The sequence below is a fragment of the Actinoallomurus acanthiterrae genome (assembly GCF_054775715.1).
In genome coordinates this window covers 9,340,463-9,365,621 of sequence record NZ_BAAHCO010000001.1, presented here as the reverse complement: position 1 = coordinate 9,365,621, position 25,159 = coordinate 9,340,463, and the positions used below count along the sequence as shown (strand labels likewise).

21 protein-coding genes and 1 pseudogene are annotated in these 25,159 nt (G+C 72.1%); 13 read left to right on the top strand and 9 right to left on the bottom strand.

Annotated features, from left to right (window positions below; translation table 11 throughout):
* Window positions 1-82: 82 nt before the first annotated feature.
* Window positions 83-931: a siderophore-interacting protein gene (locus ACYVF7_RS44125; protein WP_460351937.1), complete on the bottom strand. Its 849-nt coding sequence runs from the start codon at window positions 929-931 to the stop codon at window positions 83-85.
* A 184-nt stretch (window positions 932-1,115) separates the two neighbouring features.
* Here ACYVF7_RS44125 and ACYVF7_RS44120 point away from each other — a divergent pair, with 184 nt between their 5' ends.
* The 3 genes from ACYVF7_RS44120 to ACYVF7_RS44110 all read left to right on the top strand — a co-directional run bounded on the left by ACYVF7_RS44120 (window position 1,116) and on the right by ACYVF7_RS44110 (window position 3,995).
* Window positions 1,116-1,523 carry a PH domain-containing protein gene (locus ACYVF7_RS44120; RefSeq protein WP_460351936.1) on the top strand — a complete coding sequence of 136 codons (408 nt, stop codon included), beginning with the start codon at window positions 1,116-1,118 and terminating at the stop codon, window positions 1,521-1,523.
* 85 nt (window positions 1,524-1,608) lie between these two features.
* On the top strand, window positions 1,609-3,117 hold the full coding sequence (locus tag ACYVF7_RS44115) for a PH domain-containing protein (RefSeq protein ID WP_460351935.1): 1,509 nt from the start codon (window positions 1,609-1,611) through the stop codon (window positions 3,115-3,117).
* 185 nt (window positions 3,118-3,302) lie between these two features.
* Window positions 3,303-3,995, top strand: coding sequence for an L-2-amino-thiazoline-4-carboxylic acid hydrolase (locus ACYVF7_RS44110; protein WP_460351934.1), 693 nt, complete (start codon window positions 3,303-3,305; stop codon window positions 3,993-3,995).
* 58 nt (window positions 3,996-4,053) lie between these two features.
* Here ACYVF7_RS44110 and ACYVF7_RS44105 read toward each other — a convergent pair whose 3' ends face one another.
* Window positions 4,054-5,211 carry an MFS transporter gene (locus ACYVF7_RS44105; protein WP_460351933.1) on the bottom strand — a complete coding sequence of 386 codons (1,158 nt, stop codon included), beginning with the start codon at window positions 5,209-5,211 and terminating at the stop codon, window positions 4,054-4,056.
* A gap of 46 nt (window positions 5,212-5,257) precedes the next feature.
* Window positions 5,258-6,829: an amino acid permease gene (locus ACYVF7_RS44100; protein ID WP_460351932.1), complete on the bottom strand. Its 1,572-nt coding sequence runs from the start codon at window positions 6,827-6,829 to the stop codon at window positions 5,258-5,260.
* A gap of 223 nt (window positions 6,830-7,052) precedes the next feature.
* Here ACYVF7_RS44100 and ggt point away from each other — a divergent pair, with 223 nt between their 5' ends.
* The 3 genes from ggt to ACYVF7_RS44085 all read left to right on the top strand — a co-directional run bounded on the left by ggt (window position 7,053) and on the right by ACYVF7_RS44085 (window position 10,267).
* Window positions 7,053-8,873, top strand: a complete 1,821-nt coding sequence (ggt, locus tag ACYVF7_RS44095; RefSeq protein WP_460351931.1) for a gamma-glutamyltransferase — start codon at window positions 7,053-7,055, stop codon at window positions 8,871-8,873.
* Window positions 8,874-8,995: 122 nt separating this feature from the next.
* Window positions 8,996-9,319 carry a divalent-cation tolerance protein CutA gene (gene cutA / locus ACYVF7_RS44090; protein ID WP_460351930.1) on the top strand — a complete coding sequence of 108 codons (324 nt, stop codon included), beginning with the start codon at window positions 8,996-8,998 and terminating at the stop codon, window positions 9,317-9,319.
* A gap of 108 nt (window positions 9,320-9,427) precedes the next feature.
* The gene (locus tag ACYVF7_RS44085) at window positions 9,428-10,267 is read left to right on the top strand and encodes an oxygenase MpaB family protein (protein ID WP_460351929.1); all 840 of its coding nucleotides are present in this window, start codon (window positions 9,428-9,430) and stop codon (window positions 10,265-10,267) included.
* Between the two features lie 2 nt (window positions 10,268-10,269).
* Here the strand turns inward: ACYVF7_RS44085 and ACYVF7_RS44080 are convergent, their stop codons facing one another.
* Window positions 10,270-10,956 carry an alpha/beta fold hydrolase gene (locus ACYVF7_RS44080; RefSeq protein ID WP_460351928.1) on the bottom strand — a complete coding sequence of 229 codons (687 nt, stop codon included), beginning with the start codon at window positions 10,954-10,956 and terminating at the stop codon, window positions 10,270-10,272.
* 228 nt (window positions 10,957-11,184) lie between these two features.
* On the opposite strand from ACYVF7_RS44080, the gene ACYVF7_RS44075 reads away from it, so the two are divergent.
* On the top strand, window positions 11,185-11,430 hold the full coding sequence (locus ACYVF7_RS44075) for a M1 family aminopeptidase (RefSeq protein WP_460351927.1): 246 nt from the start codon (window positions 11,185-11,187) through the stop codon (window positions 11,428-11,430).
* 37 nt (window positions 11,431-11,467) lie between these two features.
* Here ACYVF7_RS44075 and ACYVF7_RS44070 read toward each other — a convergent pair whose 3' ends face one another.
* From ACYVF7_RS44070 to ACYVF7_RS44055, 4 genes and pseudogenes are all read right to left on the bottom strand, one after another.
* Entirely contained in the window at window positions 11,468-12,040 is a 573-nt protein-coding gene (locus ACYVF7_RS44070; RefSeq protein ID WP_460351926.1) for a histidine phosphatase family protein, read from the bottom strand.
* A 208-nt stretch (window positions 12,041-12,248) separates the two neighbouring features.
* A pseudogene (ald, locus tag ACYVF7_RS44065) lies at window positions 12,249-13,363 on the bottom strand (alanine dehydrogenase).
* A 99-nt stretch (window positions 13,364-13,462) separates the two neighbouring features.
* Window positions 13,463-14,938 (bottom strand): potassium/proton antiporter, encoded by a 1,476-nt coding sequence (locus ACYVF7_RS44060; protein ID WP_460351925.1) that lies wholly within the window; start codon window positions 14,936-14,938, stop codon window positions 13,463-13,465.
* 136 nt (window positions 14,939-15,074) lie between these two features.
* Window positions 15,075-16,481 (bottom strand): NCS2 family permease, encoded by a 1,407-nt coding sequence (locus ACYVF7_RS44055; protein ID WP_460351924.1) that lies wholly within the window; start codon window positions 16,479-16,481, stop codon window positions 15,075-15,077.
* A gap of 594 nt (window positions 16,482-17,075) precedes the next feature.
* Between ACYVF7_RS44055 and ACYVF7_RS44050 the strand changes: the two genes are divergently transcribed.
* The 3 genes from ACYVF7_RS44050 to ACYVF7_RS44040 all read left to right on the top strand — a co-directional run bounded on the left by ACYVF7_RS44050 (window position 17,076) and on the right by ACYVF7_RS44040 (window position 22,199).
* Window positions 17,076-18,374 (top strand): helix-turn-helix domain-containing protein, encoded by a 1,299-nt coding sequence (locus tag ACYVF7_RS44050; protein WP_460351923.1) that lies wholly within the window; start codon window positions 17,076-17,078, stop codon window positions 18,372-18,374.
* 619 nt (window positions 18,375-18,993) lie between these two features.
* On the top strand, window positions 18,994-21,180 hold the full coding sequence (locus tag ACYVF7_RS44045) for a cytochrome c oxidase assembly protein (protein ID WP_460351922.1): 2,187 nt from the start codon (window positions 18,994-18,996) through the stop codon (window positions 21,178-21,180).
* A 62-nt stretch (window positions 21,181-21,242) separates the two neighbouring features.
* Window positions 21,243-22,199, top strand: coding sequence for a TIGR03621 family F420-dependent LLM class oxidoreductase (locus ACYVF7_RS44040; protein ID WP_460351921.1), 957 nt, complete (start codon window positions 21,243-21,245; stop codon window positions 22,197-22,199).
* Between the two features lie 319 nt (window positions 22,200-22,518).
* Here the strand turns inward: ACYVF7_RS44040 and ACYVF7_RS44035 are convergent, their stop codons facing one another.
* Window positions 22,519-22,860: a rhodanese-like domain-containing protein gene (locus tag ACYVF7_RS44035; RefSeq protein ID WP_460351920.1), complete on the bottom strand. Its 342-nt coding sequence runs from the start codon at window positions 22,858-22,860 to the stop codon at window positions 22,519-22,521.
* 100 nt (window positions 22,861-22,960) lie between these two features.
* Between ACYVF7_RS44035 and ACYVF7_RS44030 the strand changes: the two genes are divergently transcribed.
* From ACYVF7_RS44030 to ACYVF7_RS44020, 3 genes are all read left to right on the top strand, one after another.
* The gene (locus tag ACYVF7_RS44030; RefSeq protein WP_460351919.1) at window positions 22,961-23,578 is read left to right on the top strand and encodes a TetR/AcrR family transcriptional regulator; all 618 of its coding nucleotides are present in this window, start codon (window positions 22,961-22,963) and stop codon (window positions 23,576-23,578) included.
* Between the two features lie 157 nt (window positions 23,579-23,735).
* Window positions 23,736-24,302, top strand: a complete 567-nt coding sequence (locus tag ACYVF7_RS44025) for a retropepsin-like aspartic protease (RefSeq protein ID WP_460351918.1) — start codon at window positions 23,736-23,738, stop codon at window positions 24,300-24,302.
* A gap of 68 nt (window positions 24,303-24,370) precedes the next feature.
* Window positions 24,371-25,156 carry an SDR family NAD(P)-dependent oxidoreductase gene (locus ACYVF7_RS44020; RefSeq protein WP_460351917.1) on the top strand — a complete coding sequence of 262 codons (786 nt, stop codon included), beginning with the start codon at window positions 24,371-24,373 and terminating at the stop codon, window positions 25,154-25,156.
* The last annotated feature ends 3 nt before the right edge of the window (window positions 25,157-25,159 follow it).

Below are 25,159 nucleotides of genomic sequence, written 5' to 3'. Positions count from 1 at the left end.
TCGATCGAAATGTCGCTGGATGGCGGAAGAATGGCGTGGATCGTGCGCCGGACGAGTCGGCCTCCGGCCGGTCCGGGGCCGCTCAGGCGGTCGCGGCGACCTCTTCCTCCTCGATGCGGCGGTTCCACTCCCGCTTGCCCGCCTGCCAGCCGTCCTCGTCCGTGTCGCAACGCCAGTACCCCGAGATGGACAGCTGCTCGAGGGGGAGTCCCCGCTCGACGCGCAGGTGGCGCCGCAGCCGCTTGACGAAGTTCGCCTCGCCGTGCACGAACGCGTGGACTTCGCCCGGCGGGAACTCCAGGTCCTGTACGGCCGAGACGAGAGCGTCGCCGATCTGCCCGTCGCCGCGGTGCAGCCACACGATCCGCGCGTCGCCCGGCGTGTCGAGCGGGAGTTCGTCCTCCTTGCCGGCCACCTCGACGAACACCCGCGTCGGCGCGCCCTGCGGGAGCCTCTCCAGGGACGCCGCGATGGCCGGGAGGGCGCTCTCGTCGCCGACGAGCAGGTGCCAGTCGGCCTTCTCGCTCGGTGCGTACGCGCCGCCGGGGCCCTGGAACAGCACCTCGTCGCCGGGCTTCGCCTGGGCGGCCCACGGCCCGGCCAGGCCGCGGTCGCCGTGGTGCACGAAGTCGATGGTCAGTTCCACCGCCTCCGGGTCCCACGAGCGCACGGTGTACGTACGGGTCCGCGGCCACTGGTCCCGCGGGAGGTCGCGCCGTACGGCCTCCATGTCGAACGGCTCGGGGTACGCCACGCCCGGCACGGGAAAGAGGATCTTCACGTAGTGATCGGTGCACGACCCGGCGGTGAAGCCGGCGAGGCCGTCCCCGCCGATCACCACCCGGATCATGTGCGGGGAGATCCACTCGACGCGGCGGACGCGTCCGTGGTTCAACCGTCGGCCCCGCCCGGCCGGTCTCTCGTTCGCCATCTGTCGCTCCTCACTTAGGTATGCCTAACTTTATTCCGATATATCGTTGCTGACGCTACCGCTTGCGTGACACTCGTCACGTCCGTACGGGCGGGAGCACGAGAGGCCCTCGATGACATCTGTCATGGAAAATCGGGGACAGGGCGCTCTATAGGGGAGACGAAGGCTCTGCCAGGATCCTGTCGTGGAGTCAACCGAAGTGCGGCTCCGGCCGCCACGACAACTGGTCAGCCCGAAGGCGATCGGCTATTGGACCGTGCGCGCGCTGGCGGGCTGGCTGATCGTGGCCGCCGCGCAGGTCATCTGGCTGATCAACGACGGCGGCGACGCCTCGTGGCACGTCGGCGGGCTGATCCTCACCGGCGTGCTCGGCGCCGCGCACGTCATCGTCATGCCCCAGTGGAGGTTCCGCGTGCACCGCTGGGAGGTCACTCCCGAGGCGGTCTACACCCAGTCTGGCTGGTTCGACCAGGAGCGGCGCATCGCCCCGATCTCCCGGATCCAGACCGTCGACAGTGAGCGCGGACCGGTGGAGCAGCTGTTCGGCCTCGCCAACGTCACCGTGACCACGGCTTCGGCGGCCGCCCGCTGAAGATCCGCGGGCTCGACCAGGAGACGGCGGAGCGGCTCGTCGACCGGCTGACCGAGGGCACGGCCGCCGACCGTACGGACGCCACATGACGGCGATCGAGCCCGGCGCCGGCGAGTGGCGGCGGCTGTCCACCCGCATGCTCCTGATCCACCCGGTGCAGGAACTGTTGCGCGCCTGGCCGCTCCTCCTCGGCCTGGTGGTCGCCGGAAGCGCCGGCGGGCACGGGTCCTGGTGGAGCCTGATCGCCACCGGCCTCGTCATCCTCGGCGGGCTGTTGCGCTGGTTCACCACCACCTATCGCGTGACCGCCGAACAGGTCCAGGTCCGCAAGGGGCTCCTGCGGCGGCAGGTCCTGACCGTCCCGCGCGACCGGATCCGTACGGTCGACGTCACCGCCCACGCGCTGCACCGCTCGCTCGGCCTGGCCAAGGTGGAGATCGGCACGGGGCGTACCGACCGTAAGAACGACGGCGTCAAGCTCGACGCCCTGAACGCCACCGAGGCCGCCCGGCTGCGCGAGGAGCTCCTGCACCGGGCGAACACCCGCGCTCCGGAGGCGTCGTCCGCCGTACGGGCGGCCGAGCCTCCCCGGGAGACGCTCCTGGCGCGCCTGCGGCCCGAATGGCTGCGGTACGGCCCGTTCACGCTGACGGGGTTCGTCACGGTCGGCGTCGTCGCCGGGGTCGTGTGGCGCTCGCTCAACGAGGCGCACGTGGACCCCCGGCGCATCGGGGCGCTCAGCGCGCTCGCGGACCGCTTCCAGCGGACCCCGCTGGCCGTGGACGTCATCGTCGTCGTGGTCGCGCTGCTCGTGGTCGTCGCGGTCGCCTCGACCCTGGGATACCTCCTGGCCTTCCACGGCTTCCGGCTCACCCGAGGCAGCGCGGGAACGCTCCACGTCACGCGCGGGCTCATCACGACCCGCTCGATCACCATCGAGGAGCGGAGGCTGCGCGGCGTCGAGTTCAGCGAGCCCCTGCTGCTGCGTGCGGTGGGCGCCGCCCGGTGCATCGCCATCACCACCGGCCTGCGGGTCGGACGGGGCGCCGAGCGCGGCGGGTCGCTGCTGCTACCGCCCGCGCCGCGACCCGAGGCGCTCCGGGTGGCCGGCGCCGTCATGCGGAACGACGCCCCGTTCACCGCGCCCCTGACCGGACACGGCCCGCGCGCCACGCGCCGCCGCTTCTCCCGCGCGCTGGGCGTCACCCTCCTCGTTCTCGTGGCGCTCCTCGCCCTGTGGGGCGTCGGGGCGGTGCCCGCGTGGACGTGGCAGGCGGCCATCGTGCCGGTACCCCTCGCGGCCCTGGTGGCCGCCGACCGCGCGCACGCCCTCGGGCACGCCGTCGTGAACGGCGCCCTCGTCGCCCGCCGGGGCTCGCTCGTCCGGCGCCGCAGCGTGCTGTCGTGCGAGGGGATCATCGGCTGGAACCTGCGCCGGTCGTTCTTCCAGCGGCGCAGCGGCCTGGCCACGCTCGTCGCGACGACCGCGGCGGGGCGGCAGCGCGTGGAGGTCCAGGACGTGCAGGTGGAGGAGGCCCTCCGGGTCGCCGAAGAGGCGCTCCCCGGCCTGCTGACGCCCTTCCTGGAACCCTAGGGCCTGGATTGGACGGTGCCGCGCCGCCCGTGCCATGATCGCGCCGTCAGAAACCCTTGAAGTTCGTCGGCGCCTGGTCGGTCGGTGGAGTGCGCCGGCGTGCTCGCTCGGTCGCGAGCACGTCCGGCATGTCCACCATCGTCGGATCCGTGTTCGGGACCGAGCCCGTCCCGAGAGGACCAGGCATGGACACCGACCACTTCGAACTCACCGGCGACGGCCACGTCCACGACCCCGAGCGGGCGATCGACGATCTCGTCGACGCCCTGTTCGACCACATCGCCGCGACGCTCCGGGAACACGGGCTGCCCGGTGAGCTCCTCACCGCCATGCGGGCCCGGCACACGGAGCTGACGGCGGCGAACGCCCCCATGGCCGTCGACGAGCCCTCGCGCCACAACCTCCGTCTCACTCTGGCCGTGGTGGCGGCGTACGAGCCGCTGCTGCCGCGGCTGGGCCGCGACGCGGCCTTCGAGGCGGTACGGGCGGCGCTCGTCGAACCACTCGGCCACGTCGTCCGCGAGGGCACGCTGGCGATGCTGGACGCCGCCCCCGACCCCTTCAGCGCGATGGTCGAGGTCTGCAAGGCCCAGGAGGAGCACGCCTACGGCCGGACGTTCACGTTCGAGCGTCCGGTCGACGACGACCGTGAGTATCTGCTGGAGATCCACGGCTGCTTCTACCACGACGTGCTCGCCGCCAACTCCGCGGCGGAGCTGACACCCGCCCTCTGCGCGTTCGACGCGAACTGGATCGAGGCGATCGATCCGGAGAGGCACGGCTTCCGGTTCGAGCGGACCACGACGATCGGGCTGGGTGGAGCCAACTGCCCCTTCCACTTCATCCGGACCCGCCCCCGAGAGTCCGGCGACGGCTGAGACCGGGTCCCGGTCCCGGGGCGGGCGCCGTTCGTACGGTCCGCCCCGGACCGGGGTCTCAGCCCTCGCGGAGGGCGTGGGCGGGCAGGGCGATGAGGGCGGTCATGATCGCCACGAGTGCGAGTGCGGTGGTGAGCGAGGTCGCCTGAGCCACGAAGCCGATGACCGGCGGGGCGATCATCCAGCCGCCGTACCCGACCGTTCCGACGGCGGCCACCGCCGTGCCGGGGTCCCGGCCGGGGGTGCGGCCGGCGGCGCTGAAGGTCAGCGGGACGACCGTGGCCATGCCGAGCCCGAGCAGGATGAAGGCGACGATGACCACCGGTGTGACCGGCACGAGGAGTCCGACGGCCAGGCCCAGTGCGCCGATGAGGGCCGCCGCGCGGACGACCAGGGGAGCGCCGAGCCGTTCGACGACGCGGTCGCCGACCAGGCGGGCCGCGGCCATGGACAGGGAGAACCCGGCGTAGCCCCAGGCGGCGACGTCCGGGGTCGTGTGCGTGACCGTCCGCAGGTACACCGCGCTCCAGTCGGCCGCGGCGGCCTCGCCGAACAGGCTGCAGAAGGTGATGACGCCGAGTACGAGCAGCGCGCGGTCCGGCCGCGCGAACACCTTCCCGGGGGCCGAGGGCGGCGCGGGGATGAGCCGGGTGCCGCAGAGGGTGCCGACGACGGCGATGACGACGCCGACGGTCAGCAGGTGCGCCGGAGCCGCGATGTTCGCCCGGGCGACCAGGCCGGCGGACGCGGAGCCGATCAGACCGCCGATGCTCCACAGGCCGTGCAGCCCGGACATGATCGAGCGACCGTAGCGTCCCTGGACCGTGACGCCCTGGGCGTTCATCGACACGTCGAGGATGCCGCCGGTCGCGCCGAACAGGAACAGTGCGCCGAAGAGCAACGGCATGCCGACCGCGAACGCCGGCAGCGGCAGGGTGACCGCGACGGCGACGACCATCGCGCGGGTCAGGGTGCGGCTGTCGACCCGCGCGCTCAGCCACGCGGCGATCGGCATGGCGGTGAGTCCGCCGATCGCCGCGCCCATGAGCGCCAGTCCCAGGTCGGCGGAGGACAGGTGCCGTGCCTCCTTGACCCACGGGATGCGGGCCGCCCAGCTTCCCGCCGCCATGCCGTGCAGCGCGAAGACGGCGGCGACCGCGACCCGGGCGAGGCGATCCCGGCGCGTTGGACCGGTCGAAACGGACGTCACAGACACCAGGCAATGATCGCGGACATGGGTGACGGACACCAGCCGGGGGCGGTCAGCGGCGGTGGCGGCCCTGGGCGCGATCGCGGACCGGGCGGCCGTCGAGGACGTGCCGCAGGCGGCTGTTGGTCCGCCCGTACAGCAGGTAGACGGCGAGCCCGAGCGCCATCCAGATCGCGAAGTACTCCCAGGTGCGCAGGTGCAGGTTGAGCATCAGCCAGCCGGTGGCGGCGATCGCCAGGATCGGCGTCACCGGCACGGCGGGCACCCGAAAGCCGCGCGGCAGGTCCGGGCGGCTGCGGCGGAGCGCCACCACGCCCGCCGACACGAACAGGAAGGCGAACAGCGTCCCGATCACGATCATCTGCTGGAGCGTGAGGACGCTGATCTTCCCGAAGGTCCAGACGTCGACCTGGGACAGCGCGATCGCCGTGATGCCGACCAGGAGCGCGGCGCGGGTCGGCACCTTGTACCGGCTGCTGATCACGGCCAGGGAGGAGGGCAGCAGACCGTCGCGCGCCATCGCGAAGATGACGCGGGTCTGGGCGACCATGACGACGAGGACGACGGTGGCCAGGCCGATGACCGCGCCGACGTCGATGACCAGGCCCATCGCGCTGGAGCCGACGGCGGCGAAGGCGCTGGCCAGTGGGGTGGAGGGGTTGAGCTTGGAGTACGGGACCATCCCCACCATCGCGATCGCGACGCCGATGTAGAGGGCGATCGTGATGAGCAGGCTGATGATCATCCCTCGGGGGACGCGGCGGGGGGCGTCCTGGGTCTCCTCGGCCGCGGTGGCGATCAGGTCGAAGCCGATGTAGGCGAACGCGATCGCCGACGTGGCGGCGAAGATGCCGAACAGCCCGAACGCGTGCGGCGCGCCGCCCATCAGCACGTCCAGGACGGTCCGGTCGCCGCTCGTGCTGACGGGCCGGGCGGGCGGCACGAACGGCTTGAGGTTGGACGGGTGGAAGAACAGCAGGCCGCCGGCGATGACCAGCCCGATCGCGATGACCTTGGCCAGCACCATGAACCACAGCGTGTACAGGCTGAGCCGCGCGCCGATGGCCACGACCACGGCCAGGACGAGGAGGAGCAGCAGGGCGAACAGGTCGAAGCCCGTCTCCTGCCCGACGACGCCGGACAGGAACGACGGCACGTGGATGGCGGAGACGCCCGAGAGGGCGCCGAGGTCGGTGATGAGCCGCGTCGCGTACAGGGACCAGGCCCGGCTGACCACGGCGGCGGCGAGCTGCAGCTCCAGCATGAGCGCCCAGCCGATCACCCAGGCCCAGATCTCGCCGAAGGCGACGTAGGTGAACGAGTAGGCGCTGCCCGCGACCGGCATCGTGGACGACAGCTCGGCGTACGACAGCGCGGACAGCAGGCAGGCCAGTCCCGCGACGACGAAGGAGGCGATCACGGCGGGACCGGCCGTGGTCGCGGCCTGCTCACCGGCGATCTTGAAGATGCCGGCGCCGATCATCACGCCGAGGCCCAGCACGATCAGGTCGCGCGTCTTGTAGACGAGGGAGAGGCGGTGGCGGCCCCCGTAGTGCGGGCTGACGGTTTCCTCGACCGGGAGGCGGCGGAGCAGGTTGTTCCGGAACGGCGCCTGAACGCTCAACTCCCCTGGTCCCCCTTTGTTCCGGCTGGCAGAGCCCATACCGTCCAACAAGTCCTAGAGCACCCCAGGATGTACAAATCGCAGCTAAATCACAAGGTCATGGCGGCTTAGCGGCACATCCGAGATCTCGTGGTGGTTCGGCCGTGATCGGCCGATCGGTGGTGGTCGAAGCGGCGGGGTGGCAAGGTGGGCGCAAGCGTTCACCGTGGGTCAGGAGAACTCCATGCGCCGCAGAAACGCCGTTCTCGGGCTCGCCGCCCTCACCCTGGCGACCCTCACCGCGCCGGCCGATGCGCGCACCGCGCCCGGGCATCTGGCCGTGGCCCCTCCCCAGGGGAAACAGGCGACGGCGGTCGGATACGGCGGTGCGGTCTCCAGCGTGGACCTCGACGCGACCAAGGCCGGCCTCGAGGTGCTGAGGCGCGGCGGCAACGCGGTGGACGCGGCGGTCGCCACCGCGGCGATGCTCGGCGTGACCGAACCGTACGTCGCGGCGATCGGCGGCGGAGGCTTCTTCACCTACTACGACGCGCGGACCCACAAGGTCTCCACCGTCGACGGCCGGGAGACCGGGCCGGCGAAGATGACCAAGGACTTCTTCATCGACCCGAAGACCGGGAAGCCGCTGTCGTTCAACGAGGCCGTGACGAGCGGCCTGTCGGTCGGCGTGCCCGGCACCCTCGCCACGTGGGACAGCGCCCTGCGCCGCTTCGGCAGCCGTAGCCTCGGCAGCCTGCTGCGGCCCGCGATCGGCGTGGCCGACCACGGCTTCACGGTGGACCAGGAGTTCTACGACCAGACGGCGCTCAACGCCGACCGGTTCAAGGCCATCGTGCCGACGCGGGAGCTGTTCCTGCCCGGCGGGAAGCCGCCGGCCGTCGGATCGACCTTCCGTAACCCGGACCTCGCCGACACCTACCGCCAGATCGCCCGGCGCGGCGTCGACTGGTTCTACGGCGGCGGGCTCGGCACCGAGATCTCCGGCACGGTGCGCAAGCCGCCCGTCGACCCGGCCACCACGCTCAACATCCGGCCAGGCGTGATGGAGACCTCCGACATCGCCGCCTACCGCGCCTTGCGGCGCGCTCCCACCCACGTGAACTACCGGGGGCTGGACGTCTACGGCATGGCCCCGCCGTCCTCCGGCGGCTCGACCGTGGGCGAGGCACTGAACATCATGAAGCAGTTCGACTTCCACGACCCGGTCCAGGCCCTGCACACCTACCTCGAGGCGTCCCGGCTCGCCTACGCCGACCGCGGCGCGTACGTCGGCGACCCGGCGTACGTCGACGTGCCGTTGAAGACGCTGCTGTCCGACGGGTTCGCCAGCTCGCGGGCGTGCCTCATCAAGCCGGACGAGGCGGCCAAGAGCCCGGTGCCGCCGGGCGACCTGAACGGCCACGGCTGCGCCACCCCGCAGGGTGCCGGCCAGAACCTGCCGTACGAGGGACCGCAGACGACCCACCTCGTGACCGCCGACCGGTGGGGCAACGTCGTCTCCTACACGCTGACGCTCGAGCAGTTCGGCGGCAGCGGGATCACCGTGCCGCACCGCGGGTTCCTCCTCAACAACGAGATGACCGACTTCGACTTCACGTCGTCCACCCCGGCCGGCTACCCCGACCCGAACCTGCCCGCGGCGGGCAAGCGGCCGCGCAGCAGCATGGCGCCCACGATCGTGCTGAAGAACGGGCGGCCGTTCCTCGCGGTCGGCTCCCCGGGCGGATCCACCATCATCACCACGGTGCTGCAGATCCTGCTGAACCGCGTGGACCTGGGCATGACGCTGCCGCAGGCGGTGGCCGCGCCGCGCGCCACCCAGCGCAACACGGCGCAGACCTTCGCCGAGCAGGCCTTCATCGACCAGTACGGCGCCGCACTCAAGGCCAAGGGGCACGACCTCGCGGTGTTCCCGGGCCCGCCCGCGGGCGTGATCGGCGCGGCGGCCGGCGTGGAGTTCCTCGGCGGCGGCAGGCTCCAGGCCGTCGCCGAACCCGTACGCCGGCACGGCGGCAGCGCCATGGTCGTCAGCCCGAGCCGATGAGCGCGCGGGTCGTCTCACCGACGCCCGCTGCCGCTCACGTGATCGTTCCGGAATGATTACGTGATCACTACGGGAGGCGAGCGGCGGCCGGGACTACCATCGAGCGGGGAAGGGAGCCGTTGATGGCCGAGGCGTACGTCCAGGTGACGACGACCACCGACTCACGCCAGGAGGCGGCCGAGCTCGCCCGCTCGGCGGTCACCGGGCGCCTCGCCGCCGCCGCCCAGCTCGTCGGCCCCATCGCCAGCACCTACTGGTGGGAGGGCGAGATCGAATCGGCCGAGGAGTGGATGGTGGTGTTCAAGACCACCGCCGAGCGCTTCGAGGCGCTGGCCGCGCAGATCACCGAGCAGCACTCCTACGACACCCCGGAGATCATCGCTACCCCGGTCATCGCCGGCAGCGGCGACTACCTCGCCTGGGTCCGCGAGCAGACCACGATCTGACCGCCCGGCCACCGTCGGCGTGTGAAAACCTTGATCCGGGGAAATAATCATTTACTTGCATAGGCGCGTGTCCCACCGCGCCGGCAGGATCTCCCCGAGGCGGTGGCGATGAGTGAGGACTACGGGCTGTTCGGCCCCGGTTCGGTGACCTGGAAGGTGATGGGGGAGCCGGTCCAGATGGTGGGCGGCTTCCGGGCGCTCATCCTGCAGGCGCTGCACCCGCCGTCCATGTGGGGCACCGCGCAGAACTCCGACCTCATGGACCCCCGGGCGGCCTGGTCGCGGCTGGGCCGCACGATCGAGTTCGTCCGCGTCCGCACGTACGGCACCCTCGAGGAGGTCGAGCACGCGGGCCGCCGGGTGCGCCGCCTCCATTCCAAGCTGACCGGCTACCACCCGGTCACCGGGGAGATCTTCCGGATCGACGAGCCGGAGAACCTCCTCTGGGTGCACATGGGCGAGGTCGACTCCTACCTCGACATCGCCCTGCGCGCCGGCGTGCCGCTGACGCCGGAGGAGGCCGACGCGTTCGTCGACGAGCAGCGCCGCTCCGGCGCCGTCGTCGGCCTCGACCCCGCCGGCATCCCCGCCTCGGTCGCCGAGATGCGGGCGTACTACGAGGAGATGCGGCCCAGGATCTTCGCCTGCAAGGAGGCGAAGCAGGGGCTGCGGCGCCTGTACAACCCGACCGTCCCGCGCCGGATGCTGCCGCTCAAACTGGCCGCGCCGAGCATCGCGACCCTCGTCGTCGCCACCCTCCCGCGCTGGGCGCGCCGCATGTACGGCCTGCCGGCCACGCCGCTCGAGGACCTGTGGGCGACGACCACGCTGAAGGCGCTGTACCGGGGCACTCAGGTGGTGCCCGAGCAGTGGATCTACTCGCCTGACGCCCGCCGAGCCCGCCGCCTGACCCGGGACGGGAACACCGACCTCGCCGCCGCCTCCTGAGCTCAGGCGAGGAAGGCGGCGAGCGCGGCGGCGAACTCCCCGGGTCTCTCCTCGTGGACGAGGTGCCCGGCGTCGATGGTCGCCAACCGGTGATCGGGGATCGTCTCCGCTAGCCTCGCCATCTGGTCCTGGGGGAGGGGGCTGCTCGGCCCACCCGCGACGACCAGCGTCGGCGCCGTGATCGCGGCCAGCGCGTCCCAGTAGGCCGGGTCGGGGTCGTTGCGCTGCCGGTAGATCGCGTCCACCGCCGCCCAGTCGAACGCCTCGGTCTCCTCCGGGTTCGCCGGGACGTGCCTCGGTGGATCGGCGGGGACGGGCGGTGGCGGCTCCTCCAGGACGAGGCGGTCCACGCGTTCCGGGTGCCTCCCGGCCAGCAGGTACGCCACGGTGGCGCCCATCGAGTGCCCGACGAGCCTCACCCGCTCCAGCCCCAGGGCGTCGAGGAACGCCACGACGTCATCGCGCATGAGCTCGAAGGAGTACGCGGCGGTCCGGCCGCTCGCGCCGTGCCCGCGCAGGTCGACCGCGTACACCCGATGAGAGGCGGCGAGCGCCGTAGCGGTCGCCCGCCAGGTCCCGCCGTCCTCACCGAGGGCGTGCAGCAGGACGAGCGGCGGGGCCGTCGGCGCCCCGTACGTCCGGTAGGCCAGGCGCACGTCGCCGACGTCGGCCATACGAAGATCGTCCACGATGGCGAGCCTACGTCCTGAGAACACGCAGCCGGGTCTCCGGCGATCATCATCTCCAGACCGCTCTCTCCCCGCCGCCGGGTCGACGGGCCGCGGTGCGCCGGCCGTGAATCCTCTATTGGGCATCCACCGCCGATCCGGGCCACCGACCTCTATCGGGGCATCAGCGGCTCCGGATGCTGGCGCCGGGGGAGGTGGACGTCGCCGGCCGAGAAGATCAGCAACTCGATGAGCTACTGGGACCAGGACGAGCATTCCAGCCGCTACGGGATCGTGGTCTACGAGTACGGCAAGTGCGCCCTGCACGACCTGCGCCGCGTGCTGGGCGACGCGGCCATGACGACCCTGCTTCGCGGCTACGTACGGTCACACCGGTACGGGGTTTCGACGACCGCAGAGTTCAAGGCGGCGGCGCAGGCCAGGACGTCCACCGACCTGACGTCCTTTTGGGCGAAACACCGCATCGCGGGCTGAGCCGGCCGATTTGCTTCTCCATGGCCTCGCTCGGGACTCAGCGGGCGGGGACGTTCCAGGAGCCGATGACGGGACGGTCGTGCTCGGTGCCGAGCGTGGAGAGCGTCCCGGTGTCGAGGCGGAACAGCCGGCCGTCCGCGGCCGGCAGGCCGAGGTACCGGGCCGTCAGCACCCGCAGCACGTGCCCGTGCGCGACCAGCGCGACATCGCCCTCGGCGAGGGACGGCCGGACGCGCTCGATGACGGCGTCCGCCCGGGCGCCGACCTGGTCGACGGTCTCTCCCTCCAGGACTCCGTCGGTCCACAGGTACCAGCCGGGCCGCTCCTCGCGGATCGCGGGCGTGGTGCGGCCCTCGTACGCGCCGTAGTCCCACTCCCAGAGCCGGTCGTCGGTCTCGACGCCGGTCAGCCCCGCCAGCTCGGCCGTACGCCGGGCGCGCTGGGCCGGGCTCGCCACGGTCAGCGCGATGTCGCGGGCGGCGACGAGCGGCGCCAGCGCCTTGGCCTGCTCCTCACCGCGCGGGGTCAGGGCGACGTCGGTGCGGCCGGTGTGCCTTCCGGTGCGGCTCCACTCGGTCTCACCGTGTCGCAACAGGATCAATTCCCCCATGGGTGGCACGATACGGGACGCGGAACGGGCCCTCCGCGTCCGCCTCGGCGAAGCGTCCTCGCCGGGAGCCCGCGGTTCCCTGCGGCCGCCCGGCCTTCCCGTGGAGCCGGGAGGACTCGGAAGCGCCCCGGCGGTCCTCGGCACGGCGAAGAACGCGCGAGCGCCCCGGCGGCCCATCGGCCGGCCGGGGCGCTCGTGAGCGAGGCCGTCAGGCGAGCAGGTCCTCCAGCGCGGTCGCCTGGAGGCCGTGCGCCTCGGCGACCGGCTCGCTGACCAGCGCGCCGTCGTGGGTGCTGAGGCCGAGCGCCAGCGCGTGGTCGTCCCGCAGCGCCGTACGCCAGCCCTTGTCGGCGAGCGCGACGGCGTAGGGGAGCGTGACGTTCGTCAGCGCGTACGTCGAGGTGTTCGGCACCGAGCCCGGCATGTTGGCGACGCAGTAGAAGACCGACTCGTGGACCTTGTAGGTCGGGTCGGCGTGCGTCGTGGGGTGGGAGTCCTCGAAGCAGCCGCCCTGGTCGATCGCGATGTCCACGAGCACCGAGCCCGGCTTCATCCGGGACACCAGCTCGTTCGAGATCAGCGTCGGGGCCTTGGCGCCGGGGATCAGCACCGCGCCGATGACCAGGTCGGCGCCGAGCGCCTCCTGCTCGATCGCGTACGCGCTCGACACCAGCGTCTTCAGGCGGCCCTGGTAGATCGCGTCGATGTGGCGGAGCCGGTCGACGTTGACGTCCATCACGGTGACGTCCGCGCCCATCCCGACGGCGATCTGCGCGGCGTTCAGCCCGGACACCCCGCCGCCGATCACGACGACCTTCGCCGGGGCGACGCCGGGAACCCCGCCGGGGAGCACGCCGCGCCCGCCGTTGAAGCGCATCAGGTTGTACGCGCCGACCTGCGGCGCGAGCCGGCCCGCGACCTCCGACATCGGGGCGAGCAGCGGCAGCGACCGGTTCGGCAGCTGGACGGTCTCGTACGCGATGGAGGTGACGCCGGCGTCGAGCAGGGCCTGGGTGCACGCGCGCGAGGCCGCCAGGTGCAGGTAGGTGAAGAGCGTCTGGCCCTTCCGCATCCGGTGGTACTCGTCGGCGATGGGCTCCTTGACCTTGAGGATCAGGTCGCCGGCCGCCCACACGTCGTCCGCGGTCTCCAGGATCTTGGCCCCGGCGCCGATGAAGTCCTCGTCCGGAATCGACGAGCCGCGCCGGCCCCGCGCTCGATGAGGACGTCGTGGCCGTGCCGGACCAGTTCGTGCACGCCCGCGGGCGTGATGGCCACGCGGTATTCGTGGTTCTTTATCTCGCGGGGTACGCCGACCTTCACGTTTCCTCCTCAGGGTGCTTCTCCCCTAAGAGTGACCGGGCGACGGCCGCAGAGGCGGCACCAATCTGTATCCGCATCCCCAAGGATGCTGACACAGTGTCAGCTCGCCGAGGAGTCGTCCCGCCGGCGGGTGAAGACGGCCTCCAGGTCCGGGGTGCCGGGGGCCAGGACGAGCACCTCGTCTCCCGCCCGCATCAGCGTGTCGCCGCGCACCGGGACCAGGCGGCCGCCCCGGATGACGAAACTGATCCAGACGTCCTCGCCGCAGGGCAGCTCGTCGACGGTCATGCCGTCGGCGGCCGAGCCCGCCCTCACCTGGTATCGGTGCAGGCCCTCCGGCTCCTCCTGGAACCGTACGCCCAGGCTCCACGGCTCGGGCTCGACGACGCGCAGGGGGATGCGCAGCCGGCGGGCGAGCTCCGGCACCAGGCCGCCCTGGACGGTCACCGAGAAGGCGACCACCACGAAGATGATCTCGTACGCGCGCCGGACGCCGGGCAGTCCCTCCTGCAGGATGAACAGGCCGAGCAGGATCGGCACCGCCCCCTTCAGCCCGGTCCACAGCACGAAGATCCGCTCGTTCCGCCGCAGGCGCACCGGCCACAGCAGGAGCCCGACGAACACCGGCCGGATCACGAAGGCCAGCACGGCGGCGATGATGAGGCCGATCCACCACGCTCCGCCGTCACCGAGGCCGCGCAGGCTGATCGTGAGGCCGAGCATGATGAAGGCGACGATCTCGGCGAGGCTCGCCAGCGACGAGTGGAACCGCTCGATCTCCCTCTTGTACGGGGCGCGCTCGTCGCCGAGCAGGATGCCGGCCGCGAAGACGGCGAGGAAGCCCGAACCGTGCGCGACGGTCGCCAGCCCGTAGATCACCAGCGCGCCGAACAGCACCCGCAGCGCGTACAGGCCCTCGCTGGGGAGCGGGACGCGCCGCATGAACGCCAGCAGGAGCATCCCGCCGGCCACGCCGACGGCGGCCCCGATCACCATCTGCTGGAGGAACCCGACCGTGACATGGCCGACCGCCGACAGTCCGCCGCCGGTCGCGCCGAGCACGGCGACGAGCAGGGCGATGCCGACCGGGTCGTTGGCCCCGGACTCGCCCTCCAGGAGGGTGCCGGTGCGCCCGGCGATCTCCCGGCGGCCCAGCACGGAGAAGACCACGGCCGGGTCGGTCGGGGCGAGAGCGGTGCCGAGCAGCACGGCCAGGCGCCAGTCCATGCCGAACGCGTAATGGGCGAGCAGGGCGAGAGCCGCGGTGGTGATGAGCGTCCCGGCGACGCCGATCCAGACCGTGGCGGCGGCCGCCGAGCGGAAACGGCGCCGGCCGATGTGCATGCCGCCGTCGAACAGGATCACGGCGAGCGCCACGGTGACGATCTTCTCGATCGTCGGCAGGGAGACCGAGCCGAGACTGGGCCACAGGTCGGAGGCGATCGCCGCGCACACCAGGAAGATCGCCGGTGCCGGGATCCGGGCGCGCTCGCTGAACCGGTTGGACAGCACGGCGACCGTGCCGATGAGGGCGATCACGAGAACGGCGAGCCCGAACGCTTCGACGTCTGCCACGGCGGCTGCCTCTTCCTGAAAAAGGGGACGACAACGACAGCGCCGACCAGACTTCCCGGCACACCTATGGCCTTAACGGTATCCATACGCCTGACCGCCCCGGGTCCGTCGGCTCCCGGGGCGGTCAGATGCGGCGTCAGGAGATGCCGAAGATCCGCTCGATCACGTTGATGCCGAAGTAGGCGACGAAGACGACCGAGACGACCCACAGGAGCCAGCCGGCCCACCGGCCGCGGGCGGTCTGGATCAGGGTGTAGGCGATGACGCCCGCGCCGACGCCGTTGGTGATGGAGTACGTGAAGGGCATCATCACGATCGCGACGAAGGCCGGGATCGCGATGTCCAGGTCGGACCAGCCGATCTTGGCGACCTGGGTCATCATCAGGGCGCCGACGATCACGAGCGCGGGCGCGGCGGCCTGCGCCGGGACCACGGCCGCGATCGGGGTGAGGAACAGCGTCGCGGTGAAGAGGAGCCCGGTGACGATGTTGGCCAGCCCCGTGCGGGCGCCCTCGCCGATGCCCGCCGCCGACTCGACGAACACGGTGCCGGCGGAGGAGCTGGTGAGGCCGCCGATCATCGCCGACGTGCCGTCCACGGCGAGGATGCGCCCCAGTCGCGGCACGCGTCCCTCCTCGTCGAGCAGCCCGGCCTCCTCGGTGAGCCCGAGGATCGTGCCCATCGCGTCGAAGAAGCCGCTCAGCACGAGGGTGAACAGCACGACCAGGGCCGTGAGCACGCCGGCCCGGCCGAAGCCGCCGAAGATGTCGACCTTGCCAAGCAGCCCGAAGTCGGGGGACGAGACGAGCTTGGAAGGCAGCTTCGGCACGACCGTGCCCCACGCCTTGTCGGCGATCGTGGTGTTGCTGTTGATGACGACGGCGAGCACCGTGGCGACCGCGATGCTCAGCAGGATCGCCCCGGGGACGCGGCGGACGTACAGCACGATCATCAGCAGCAGGCCGATGACGAACACGACGACCGGCCAGCCCGCGAGGTGGCCGCCGGACCCGAGGGTCAGGGGAGTGCCGTCGCCCTTGCCGACGAAACCGGAGTCGACCATGCCGATCAGGGCGATGAAGGCGCCGATGCCCGCGGCGATGGCGTGCTTGAGCGCCAGGGGGATGGCGTTCATGATCCGTTCGCGGAACCCGGTGACGGCCAGGATCACGATGACCACGCCCTCGAGCACGACGAGGCCCATGGCCTGCGGCCAGGTCATGTGCGGAGCGGCCTGGAAGGCGACGACCGCGTTGATGCCGAGCCCGGACGCGAGGGCCAGCGGCGCGTTGCCGACCAGGCCCATGATGAGGGTGGAGATCGCGGCCGACAGCGCGGTCATGGTGGTCAGCTGCGGGATCGACAGGTGCGCGTGGTTCACGTCCTCCGCGCCGCCGAGGATGATCGGGTTCAGCAGGATGATGTAGGCCATCGCCACGAACGTGGTGATGCCGCCGCGTACCTCGCGCGCCACCGTGGTCCGGCGTGCGGTCAGGTCGAAGAAGCGGTCGAGGGGACCTCCGGCCTCCAGCCGCGTCGTCATTCGGGGCTCCGTTTCGCAGGGGTCGCGACTCAGCGCGGCCTCCGACGAATCGATCATGAACGGGATCGCACGGGTCGCGGGCCGCAGGGGTGACGTCGGAAGACTAGTCGTTGACGTGGTCTTCCGGACTCATCGGTATGTAAGTTACGGATCCCTCGCAGGCGGGCGGCCGGTAGGGTGCGGCACCCGCCCCGCTCGTACGGTCCGTGCGAGCGTGCGGCGATTTCGGATCTATGTGTGAAATGGGGCGAATCGTCGTCCTGCTTTGCCGGGGCCGGTGGGTGGATCGGCCGCACACCGCGGGCGTTCCCGGCGCGGATCGCCGCGGCCGGGTTTCGAATGTCCTCCAAGAGTCTTCTGTAAGAAGGCGGCGAAAACTATCCTTTCTGGTACAAGTATCTTCAGTGCCGTAGATCGGGCCGAGCGGGTCGATCGGTCGGCCGCTGCTAGGGGGCGTGATCGTCGAAGTATCGCTGGTCGGCGGGAGAACGTCCCGTCAGCGGGGGCGAAGCCCGCGAGGCTCCGTGGTCCACGCCGTGGATTCAACAAACCCTCCTGATTCTCAGTTGATTGTTTTCGTTAAAGTGGGTCAAAGTGGATAGTCACCAATCGCTCGGACAACGCATCCGCTGGGCGCGGATGCGCAAGGGTCTTTCCCAGGCGCAGCTGGCTCTTCCCGAGCTGTCCGACAGCTACGTCTCCTTGATCGAGAGCGGGAAGCGAACCCCGACCCCCGATGTCGTCAGACTCCTTGCCCGCAAGCTCGGCTGCTCGGCGTCCTACCTCTCCAGTGGCATCGACGAGGCCACGCAGGAGCGGCTGCAGACGACCCTCGACCGTGCCGAGACCGCCCTGCGGAACGGCCGGGCGACCGAGGCGCGCGACTGGTTCGCCGAACTGCTGGCCGACCCGGCACTGGCCGCGCTGCCCGAGTCGGCGCGCCGGGCCCGGTGGGGACACGCGCTCGCCCTCGAGGCGGCAGGTGCGCTGGACGAGGCGCTGCGGGAGTTCGCCGCCCTCGGGTCGGACCTGTCCCCGGAGTACGACACCGACGAATGGATCCGGGTCAACGTCGCCGCCGCCCGCTGCCACCGGGAGAAGGGCGACCTCGCGGAGAGCGCGGCCCTCGCCGAGCGCGCGTTCGCGCGGGTCACCGCCAAAGAGGGACCGTGGAGCGACGAGACGGTCAAGCTCGGCGGCACCCTCGTCGGCGTCTACCTCGAACGCGGCGACCTGGTCAGTGCCCGGCAGCTGACCGACCGGCTGCTGGACCACGCGGAGGCGACCGGCAGCCCGGCCGCCCGCATGGCCGCCTACTGGGAGACCGCCCTCGTCGCCAAGCACCAGGGCGACTTCGACACGGCGGCGACGTACGGGGAGCGGGCGCTGTCCCTCCTGGGAGAGGCGGCGGACCTGCGCGACGTGAGCCGGCTGCGGAGGGAGTACGCCACCCTCATGCTGCTGGCCCGGCCGCAGGACGCGCAGCGCGCCCGCGACGAGCTCGAACGCGCCCTCCACGAGCTGACCGCGACCGGGGCTGCGGACCTCGACGTCGCCTGGTGCCTCACCGAACTCGCCCGCGCGGAGCTCGCGACGGGCGAGGCGCAGCGGGCCGCCGACCGGGCGAACGAAGCGCTGGAACTCCTGGGCAACGACGCGCGGCCGGCCACCGCCGGAGCCCTGATCGCACTCGCCGAGGCGACCCTGCGGCTCGGCCGCCCGGACGAGGCGGCGGCCACGCTGGAGCGTGCCATGACCTGCCTCAGGGAGATCGGGCCCTCCCGCGAGGCGGCGCAGGGCTGGTTCCGGCTCGCCGAGCTGCTGTCGGACGCCGGCTCACCACAGCAGCGGGCCGACGCGTACCGGCGGGCGCTGGCCTGCGCCGGCCTGTGAGGGACCGGGCGCCCAGAGGAGGTCAGGAGCATCTCGGGCGACCCGTGTCCGGCGGGCGCCGGCCGGTGCGGGACCGGGCGGCCGGAGGAGGTCAGGAGCATCTCGGACGACCGGTATCCACCGGATGTCTGCCTGTGATGGACCGGGCGGCCGGAAGGGGGCCAGGAGCATCCCGGGTGACCCGTATCCGGCGGGCGCCGGCCTGTGCGGGTCTGGGCGGCCGGAGGGGGCAGGTGCATCCCGGGCGGCCCGTATCCACCGGGTGCTGGCCTGTGCGGGATCCGGCGGCCGGAGGAGGCCAGGAGCATCCCGGGCGACCCGTGTCCACCGGGTGCTGGCCTGTGCGGGACCGCGCGGCCGGAGGAGGTCAGGAGCGGTACAGGCGACCCGTATCCGCCGGGCGGCGGAGGGTGAATAAGCTGAGGAGGTCCGGGGAGCGATCCTGACGAGCGGGCGAGCGGCGGCCGGGGCACGAGGCCGCACGCGGAGCGCGCCCAGAGTGATGAGCGCCCCGGGAACACCTGCCGACCCGGAGAGACCGCCTCCTTCGCCATGATGAACCTCTCGCCGCCCGCGCGCCGCCCGGGCTCCGCCGACGCCCGCTCCGGCCGCTCGGCCGATGCCTACCTCGGCTCGGCCGGTGCCCGCTCCGGCTGGCCCGACGTCCGCCCCGGCGCGCTCGACGCCCGCCCCGGCTCCGCCGACGTCTGCCCCGGCTCGGTCGGAGCCCGTGCCGGTGCGTCTCGCCCAGCCGTTCGACTCCGGGCCGCGGTCGCCCGTGCGTAGCCACCGGCCGTACATCGCGGCGGCGCTCGTCGGGCTCACCAGCATCGCCGCCCTTCTCGTCGCGCTGGTCGCCGGCGGGGCGGTCCGCGAGAAGGTCATCAGCGGACTCGCCGACGCGGGCACGCTCACCCGGTGGGGTCTCCCGGTCGCCCGGTTGACCATGGACCTCGGCGGCACCCTCACCGTCGGCGTGCTGCTGGGCGCCGTCGTCCTGCTGCCCTCGGTCAAGGGCGTGCTCGACCCGCAGGCCGTGCGCTACATACGAGGCGCCTCCTGGATCGCCGCCGTCTGGGCGGCCGGGGCCGCCGCCACACTGATCTTCACGGTCTCCGACATCCTCGGCGAGCCCGTCGCCAAGGTCGCCGGCGGGAACGAGCTCTCCAGCTACGTCGGTCAGCTGCCGCAGGGCACGGCGCTGATGATCGTCGTGCTGCTGACCGCGATGATCGCCCTGCTGGCCCGGACCGCCGCGACGCCCGGCAGCGCGGCCGGCCTGCTCGTCGCCGCCCTCGTCGCGCTGCTGCCGCCCCCGCTGACCGGCCACTCGGCGTCCTCACCCAACCACGAGCTGGCCATCAGCGGCCTCGCCATGCACGTCGTCGCGCTCGCGCCCTGGGTGGGCGGGCTGCTGATCCTGGGCTGGCACGCCGCCCACGACGGCGACCACCTCGGGGTGGCCGCCCACCGGTTCAGCCGGATGGCGCTGTGGTGCTTCGTCGCCGTCGGGGTCAGCGGCGTCGCCAACGCGATCTCCCGCGTCCCCACTCCGACCCAGCTGTTCACCAGCGACTACGGTCGGCTGGTCCTGGTCAAGGCGGCCCTGTTCACGACGCTCGGCGTGCTCGGCTGGCTGCACCGCGAACGCACGCTGCCCGCCATCATGGCGCACAACCCCAAGGGGTACGCGCGGCCGGCGGTCGTCCGCCCGCCGTGGCCGTTCATCCGGCTCGTCGCCGTCGAGGCGTTCGTGATGGCCGCGACGATGGGAGTCGCGGTCGCGCTCGCCCGCACGGCCCCGCCGGCGCCCGCGACCGACGAGACCCCCGTGCGCAGCCTGCTGGGCTTCGACATGCCGTCGCCGGTGAACCTCACCCGGCTGGCGACGCTGTGGCGCCCAGACCTGTTCTTCGCCGTCCTCGTCGTCGTACTCGGCGGCCTGTACATCGCCGGGGTGACGCGGCTGCGCCGCCGCGGTGACCGCTGGCCCGTGACCCGGACCGCCGCCTGGTTCGTCGGCCTGGCCACGGTGGTGGCGGTGACGATGACGGGCGCCGCGACGTACGCTCCGGTGCTGTTCAGCGTGCACATGATCCAGCACATGGTGCTGTCCATGCTGACCCCGATCTTCCTGGTCCTGGGCGCCCCGGTGACGCTGGCGCTGCGCGCGCTCAAGCCGGCCGCGATCCGCGGCGACCGGGGTCCGCGCGAATGGCTGACCGCGATCCTGAACAGCCGGGGGATGGCGTTCATCGCCCACCCGGCCACCGCGACGATCATCTTCATGGGCAGCACGTACGTGCTGTACTTCACGTCGCTGTTCGGCTACCTCATGCGCGCCCACGTCGGCCACCTCGCGATGCTCGTGCACTTCCTGCTCGCCGGCACGCTGTTCTTCTACGTGCTCATCGGGGTCGATCCCACGCCGCGCCGGATACCGTTCATCGCCAAGATCATCCTGTTGTTCGTCACCATGCCGTTCCACGCCTTCTTCGGCATCGCGCTGATGGAGCTCGGGCAGCCGATCGCCGCAGGCTGGTACAACTCGCTGCACCGGCCGTGGGGGCCGTCGATCCTCTCCGACCAGCACACCGGAGGCGGCATCGCGTGGGCGTTCGGGGAGATCCCGACGTTCATCGTGCTGCTCGCGATGGTGTTCCAGTGGTTCGCGGAGGACCAGCGCGTGGCGCGCCGCCAGGAGCGGCGCGACGACCGGGCAGCCGCGCGCAAGGAGGACGACGAGCTGGCCGACTACAACGCCTACCTGGCGTCGCTGGACAAGCGGGCACAGAGCCAGGACTGACCGTTTTCGCCCTGAGGCGAAGGGCTTTGCCCGCCGTACGGTCGTGAGTCAGGGTGATCGTCATGAGCGGCTTCCGGTTCTCCTTCAACCTCCTCGGCCTCGAATCCCACGCGGCGCTCGTCGAGACCTGCCGGCAGGGCGAGCGGTACGGCTACGACACGGTGTTCGCCGCGGACCACCTCGGCATGCCCGCGCCGTTCCCGGCACTGGTCGCCGCGGCCGCGGCGACCGAGCGCCTCCGGGTCGGCACGCTCGTGCTGAACGCCGCCTTCTGGAATCCGGCCCTGCTGGCGCGGGAGGTGGCCACCACGGACGTCCTCACGGACGGCCGGCTGGAGCTGGGCCTCGGCGCGGGGCACATGAAATGGGAGTTCGACGAGGCCGGCATCCCGTGGGAGCCCTTCGGCGCCCGGGCCGACCGCCTCGAGGCGACCATCGGCGAACTGGCCCGGCTCTTCGCCGCGGACGGCTACGAACAGCAGGCCGCGCTCCGCGAGGCGATGGGGCTTCCGGCGCTCGCACCGGTGCAGCGGCGCGGGTTCGACGGCTCCGGGCCGCCGCTGCTGATCGGCGGCACGGGGGACCGGATCCTGCGCGTCGCCGCGGAGCGCGCCGACATCGTCGGGATCGCCGGGACGTACCAGGTCAAGGGACAGCCTCCGGGGACGTTCCGCCTCGCCACGGCGGCCGAGACGGACGACCGCGTCCGCTACGCGCGCGAATGCGCGGGCGAGCGGGCGGACGAGGTCGAGTGGCAGGCGCTCGTCCAGCTCGTGCTGGAGACGAAGGACCGGCGGGCGGCCGCCGAGGAGGTGAGCGAGCGGTTCGGGCGCGTCCTGAGCGCCGACGAGATCCTCGAGACGCCATTCGTCCTGATCGGCACCGTCGACGAGATGGCCGAGCGGATCCTGCGCTATCGCGAGCGCTACGGCTTCACGTACTACACGGTGCACGGCTCGTACATGGACGCCTTCGCCCCCGTCATCGAGCGCGTACGGGCGGCCGAGACCGGCGCCTGAGCGCGTGCCCGGGCCGGCGTGCGGCCGGGCCGGGGACGCCCGAGTGGCCGCACGCCCAGCGGCAGGACGAGGGCGGGCCGCACCTGAGCGGCCGGACGGAAGCGGGCCGGGTGACCCTCTGTTCGCCGCGAGGCGCCGGGCCGGGGACGCCTGAGCGGCCGGACGCCTAGCGGCGGGGCGGGCCGTGCTGGAGGGGACCTGAGTGGCCGGGCGGAGGGCCGGGGTGACCCTCTGTGTGCCGCGAGGCGCCGGTCCGGAGGGGACGGACACCTGAGCGGCCGGGTCGGCCGGGCCGCGGCCGCTCGGCGGTGGCGGCAGGTCAGCGGGCGGCGGGAGCTCCGGACTCGACGGGCAGGCCGGCCTCCGCCCAGTCCTGGATGCCGTCGCGGTACTTGCGGACGTCGGTGTAGCCGAGGGCCGTCAGGCGGGTCGCCACCGCCTCGCTGTTGCCGCAGGCGGCGTTCGAGCAGTAGGTGACGATCGGGGCGTTCCGGTCCGGCAGTAGGTCCGCCGCGCGGGCGTCGACCTCGTCCTCGACCAGGTTGAGCGCGCCGGGCAGGTGCTGCTGCGCGTAGTACGACTCGGGCAGCGCGTCGACGACGGTCACCGTGCCGGCCTCGATGGCGGTACGCAGGTCCTCGCGGGAGATGAGCGCGGTCATGGTGATCCCTTCGATAATCGGACCGTAGTCCGGTTGATGTCGGGGACGCTACCGGACTATGGTCCGAATGTCGAGGGATCGACCGAGTGAGGGAGTGCGGATGCCGGAGGACGTCGAGCTGTCGTCGCTGGCGGCCCGGAGGCCGACCGAACGCGCCGACGCCGCGCGCAACCGGCGGCTCGTGCTCGACGCCGCGGCCAAGCTGTTCGCCGAGCACGGCGTGGACGGCGTGAGCATGGACGCCGTCGCCCGCGAGGCGGGTGTCGGCAAGGGCACGGTCTTCCGGCGCTTCGGCGACAAGTCGGGTCTCGCCGTGGCCCTCCTCGACGATCGGGAGCGCGAACTGCAGGAAGGGATCCTGTCGGGCCCGCCGCCACTCGGCCCCGGGGTGTTGGCGGTGGAGCGGATCACGGCGTTCCTCGACGCCTACGTCGACTACCTCAGCGGCCACCTCGACGTACTACGGCTGTCCGAGACCGCCGTGCCGGGAGCGCGCTACCGCATCGGAAGCTACCGGTTCTGGCATCGTCACCTGGCGATCCTCATCGGTGCGGCGGACCCGGGCGCCGACGCCGACCACCTGTCCCACGTGCTCCTGGCCGCGCTGTCGGCGGACCTCGTCCACGCGCTGCGCGCCGACGGCCACGACTGGGAGCGCATCCGCGCGGGGGTCCTGGACCTGGCCGCCCGCGTCATCCCGCCCGCCCGCGACGCCTGATCTCCGCGGTCCATCCCCGGCCGTCAAGGTCTGGCCGCCCGCGTCATCCGCCCGGCCACGACGCCTGACCTCGGCGGTCCATTTCCGGCCGCCAAGATCCGGCCAGCTTCTTCGGCGACCCGGGTTAGCGCGCCCACCGACGGGAACGTCCGTCCCTGTGTCCCGCACGATGATCATCAGGCTGCTGCTGGCGGCCGCGCTGCCCGTCACCGTCGGCTGCGCCGAGACACAGGCCCGGCCCGCCGCCTCCGCGAGTTCTTCCGCGCCCGCCGGTTCGGTTCCCATATCGTCGCTGTCCTCGCCGTTGGGGGCGGTGCCTTCGCCGATGGAGACCGGCACCGCCTTCTCGCTCCCCATGCGGGTCGTCAACAGCGGCGACGGCACGCTGGTCTTCGTCCCGGTGCGGGTGAACGGCCGCGGCCCGTACGAGTTCGTCCTGGACACCGGCTCGTCGAACTCCTCCGTGGACCGCAGCCTCGTCCGCCGGCTCGGGTTGCCGCGTACGGGGCAGCAGCACCGGGTCCAGGGCGTCACCGGCAGCGGAACCGTGCCGATCGTCAAGGTGCGGCAGTGGACGATCGGCGGCATCCCGCTCCGGGCCCACTCGCTCGCCGTCGTCGACCTCGGCATGGGTGTGTCCGGGCTGCTCGGCTCGGACGAACTCCGTCATTTCAGCAGCGTCACCCTCGACTTCCAGCACGACCGGATCAACTTCCGGCCGTGAGTGGTGGCCGTTGTACCAGGATCGGCGTGCCCTGGTACCGGAACGGCACCGCGTACGAGGATCGGACCATGACCACAGTACTGATCACCGGATCGACGGCCGGCGTGGGACGGTATCTCGCCGGGCACCTGGCCGAGCGGGGCATGACCGTTCTGCTGCACGGCCGTGATCGAGCGAAACTCGACGCGGTCGCGGCGGAGACCGGCGGCCGGCCGTACGTCGCGGACCTCGCGTCGCTGGCCGAGGTCCGCGACCTCGCCGGCCGTGTCCGTGCCGACCTCGCCGCGGAGAACGGCGCAGGGCTGGACGTGCTGATCAACAACGCGGGCGTCGGCAGCGGTACGGACCGTCGGCTCACCGCCGACGGGCACGAGGTGCACTGGGCCGTCAACTACCTCGCGCCCGTGCTGCTCACGCGCCTGCTGCTGCCCGCGCTGGGACCGGGCGCCCGGATCGTCAACGAGGGATCCCTCGGCCAGGACACGATCGACTTCGACGACCTGACGATGGACCGCCGCTACAACGGCACCCTCGCGTACTGCCGCAGCAAGCTGGCGCTCGCCGCCTGGACCTTCGACCTGGCCGATGAGCTGGACGGCGTCGCGGTCAACTGCATTCACCCCGCGACCTACATGGACACCGCCATGGTCCGCGACGCCGGCGTCACCCCGTGGTCGACGGTCGAGGAGGGCGGCGACGCCGTGCTGCGGCTCGTCACCGAGGATGCCGGAACGGGCGGGTTCTTCGACGGCGTGAGGCGTTCCAGGGCGCACGGCGACGCGTACGACCCGAAGGTCCGTGACCGGCTGCGCGAGGCCACTGACCGCGTGCTGGCCGGGTTCGCCGACGCCTAGTCA

Coding starts and splice junctions, on each gene's coding strand:
- ACYVF7_RS44125 (WP_460351937.1), bottom strand. CDS start 931: ATGGCGAACGAGAGACCGGCCGGGCGGGGCCGACGGTTGAACCACGGA.
- ACYVF7_RS44115 (WP_460351935.1), top strand. CDS start 1,609: ATGACGGCGATCGAGCCCGGCGCCGGCGAGTGGCGGCGGCTGTCCACC.
- ACYVF7_RS44110 (WP_460351934.1), top strand. CDS start 3,303: ATGGACACCGACCACTTCGAACTCACCGGCGACGGCCACGTCCACGAC.
- ggt (WP_460351931.1), top strand. CDS start 7,053: ATGCGCCGCAGAAACGCCGTTCTCGGGCTCGCCGCCCTCACCCTGGCG.
- cutA (WP_460351930.1), top strand. CDS start 8,996: ATGGCCGAGGCGTACGTCCAGGTGACGACGACCACCGACTCACGCCAG.
- ACYVF7_RS44085 (WP_460351929.1), top strand. CDS start 9,428: ATGAGTGAGGACTACGGGCTGTTCGGCCCCGGTTCGGTGACCTGGAAG.
- ACYVF7_RS44075 (WP_460351927.1), top strand. CDS start 11,185: ATGAGCTACTGGGACCAGGACGAGCATTCCAGCCGCTACGGGATCGTG.
- ACYVF7_RS44070 (WP_460351926.1), bottom strand. CDS start 12,040: ATGGGGGAATTGATCCTGTTGCGACACGGTGAGACCGAGTGGAGCCGC.
- ACYVF7_RS44055 (WP_460351924.1), bottom strand. CDS start 16,481: ATGACGACGCGGCTGGAGGCCGGAGGTCCCCTCGACCGCTTCTTCGAC.
- ACYVF7_RS44045 (WP_460351922.1), top strand. CDS start 18,994: ATGCCTACCTCGGCTCGGCCGGTGCCCGCTCCGGCTGGCCCGACGTCC.
- ACYVF7_RS44040 (WP_460351921.1), top strand. CDS start 21,243: ATGAGCGGCTTCCGGTTCTCCTTCAACCTCCTCGGCCTCGAATCCCAC.
- ACYVF7_RS44035 (WP_460351920.1), bottom strand. CDS start 22,860: ATGACCGCGCTCATCTCCCGCGAGGACCTGCGTACCGCCATCGAGGCC.
- ACYVF7_RS44030 (WP_460351919.1), top strand. CDS start 22,961: ATGCCGGAGGACGTCGAGCTGTCGTCGCTGGCGGCCCGGAGGCCGACC.
- ACYVF7_RS44020 (WP_460351917.1), top strand. CDS start 24,371: ATGACCACAGTACTGATCACCGGATCGACGGCCGGCGTGGGACGGTAT.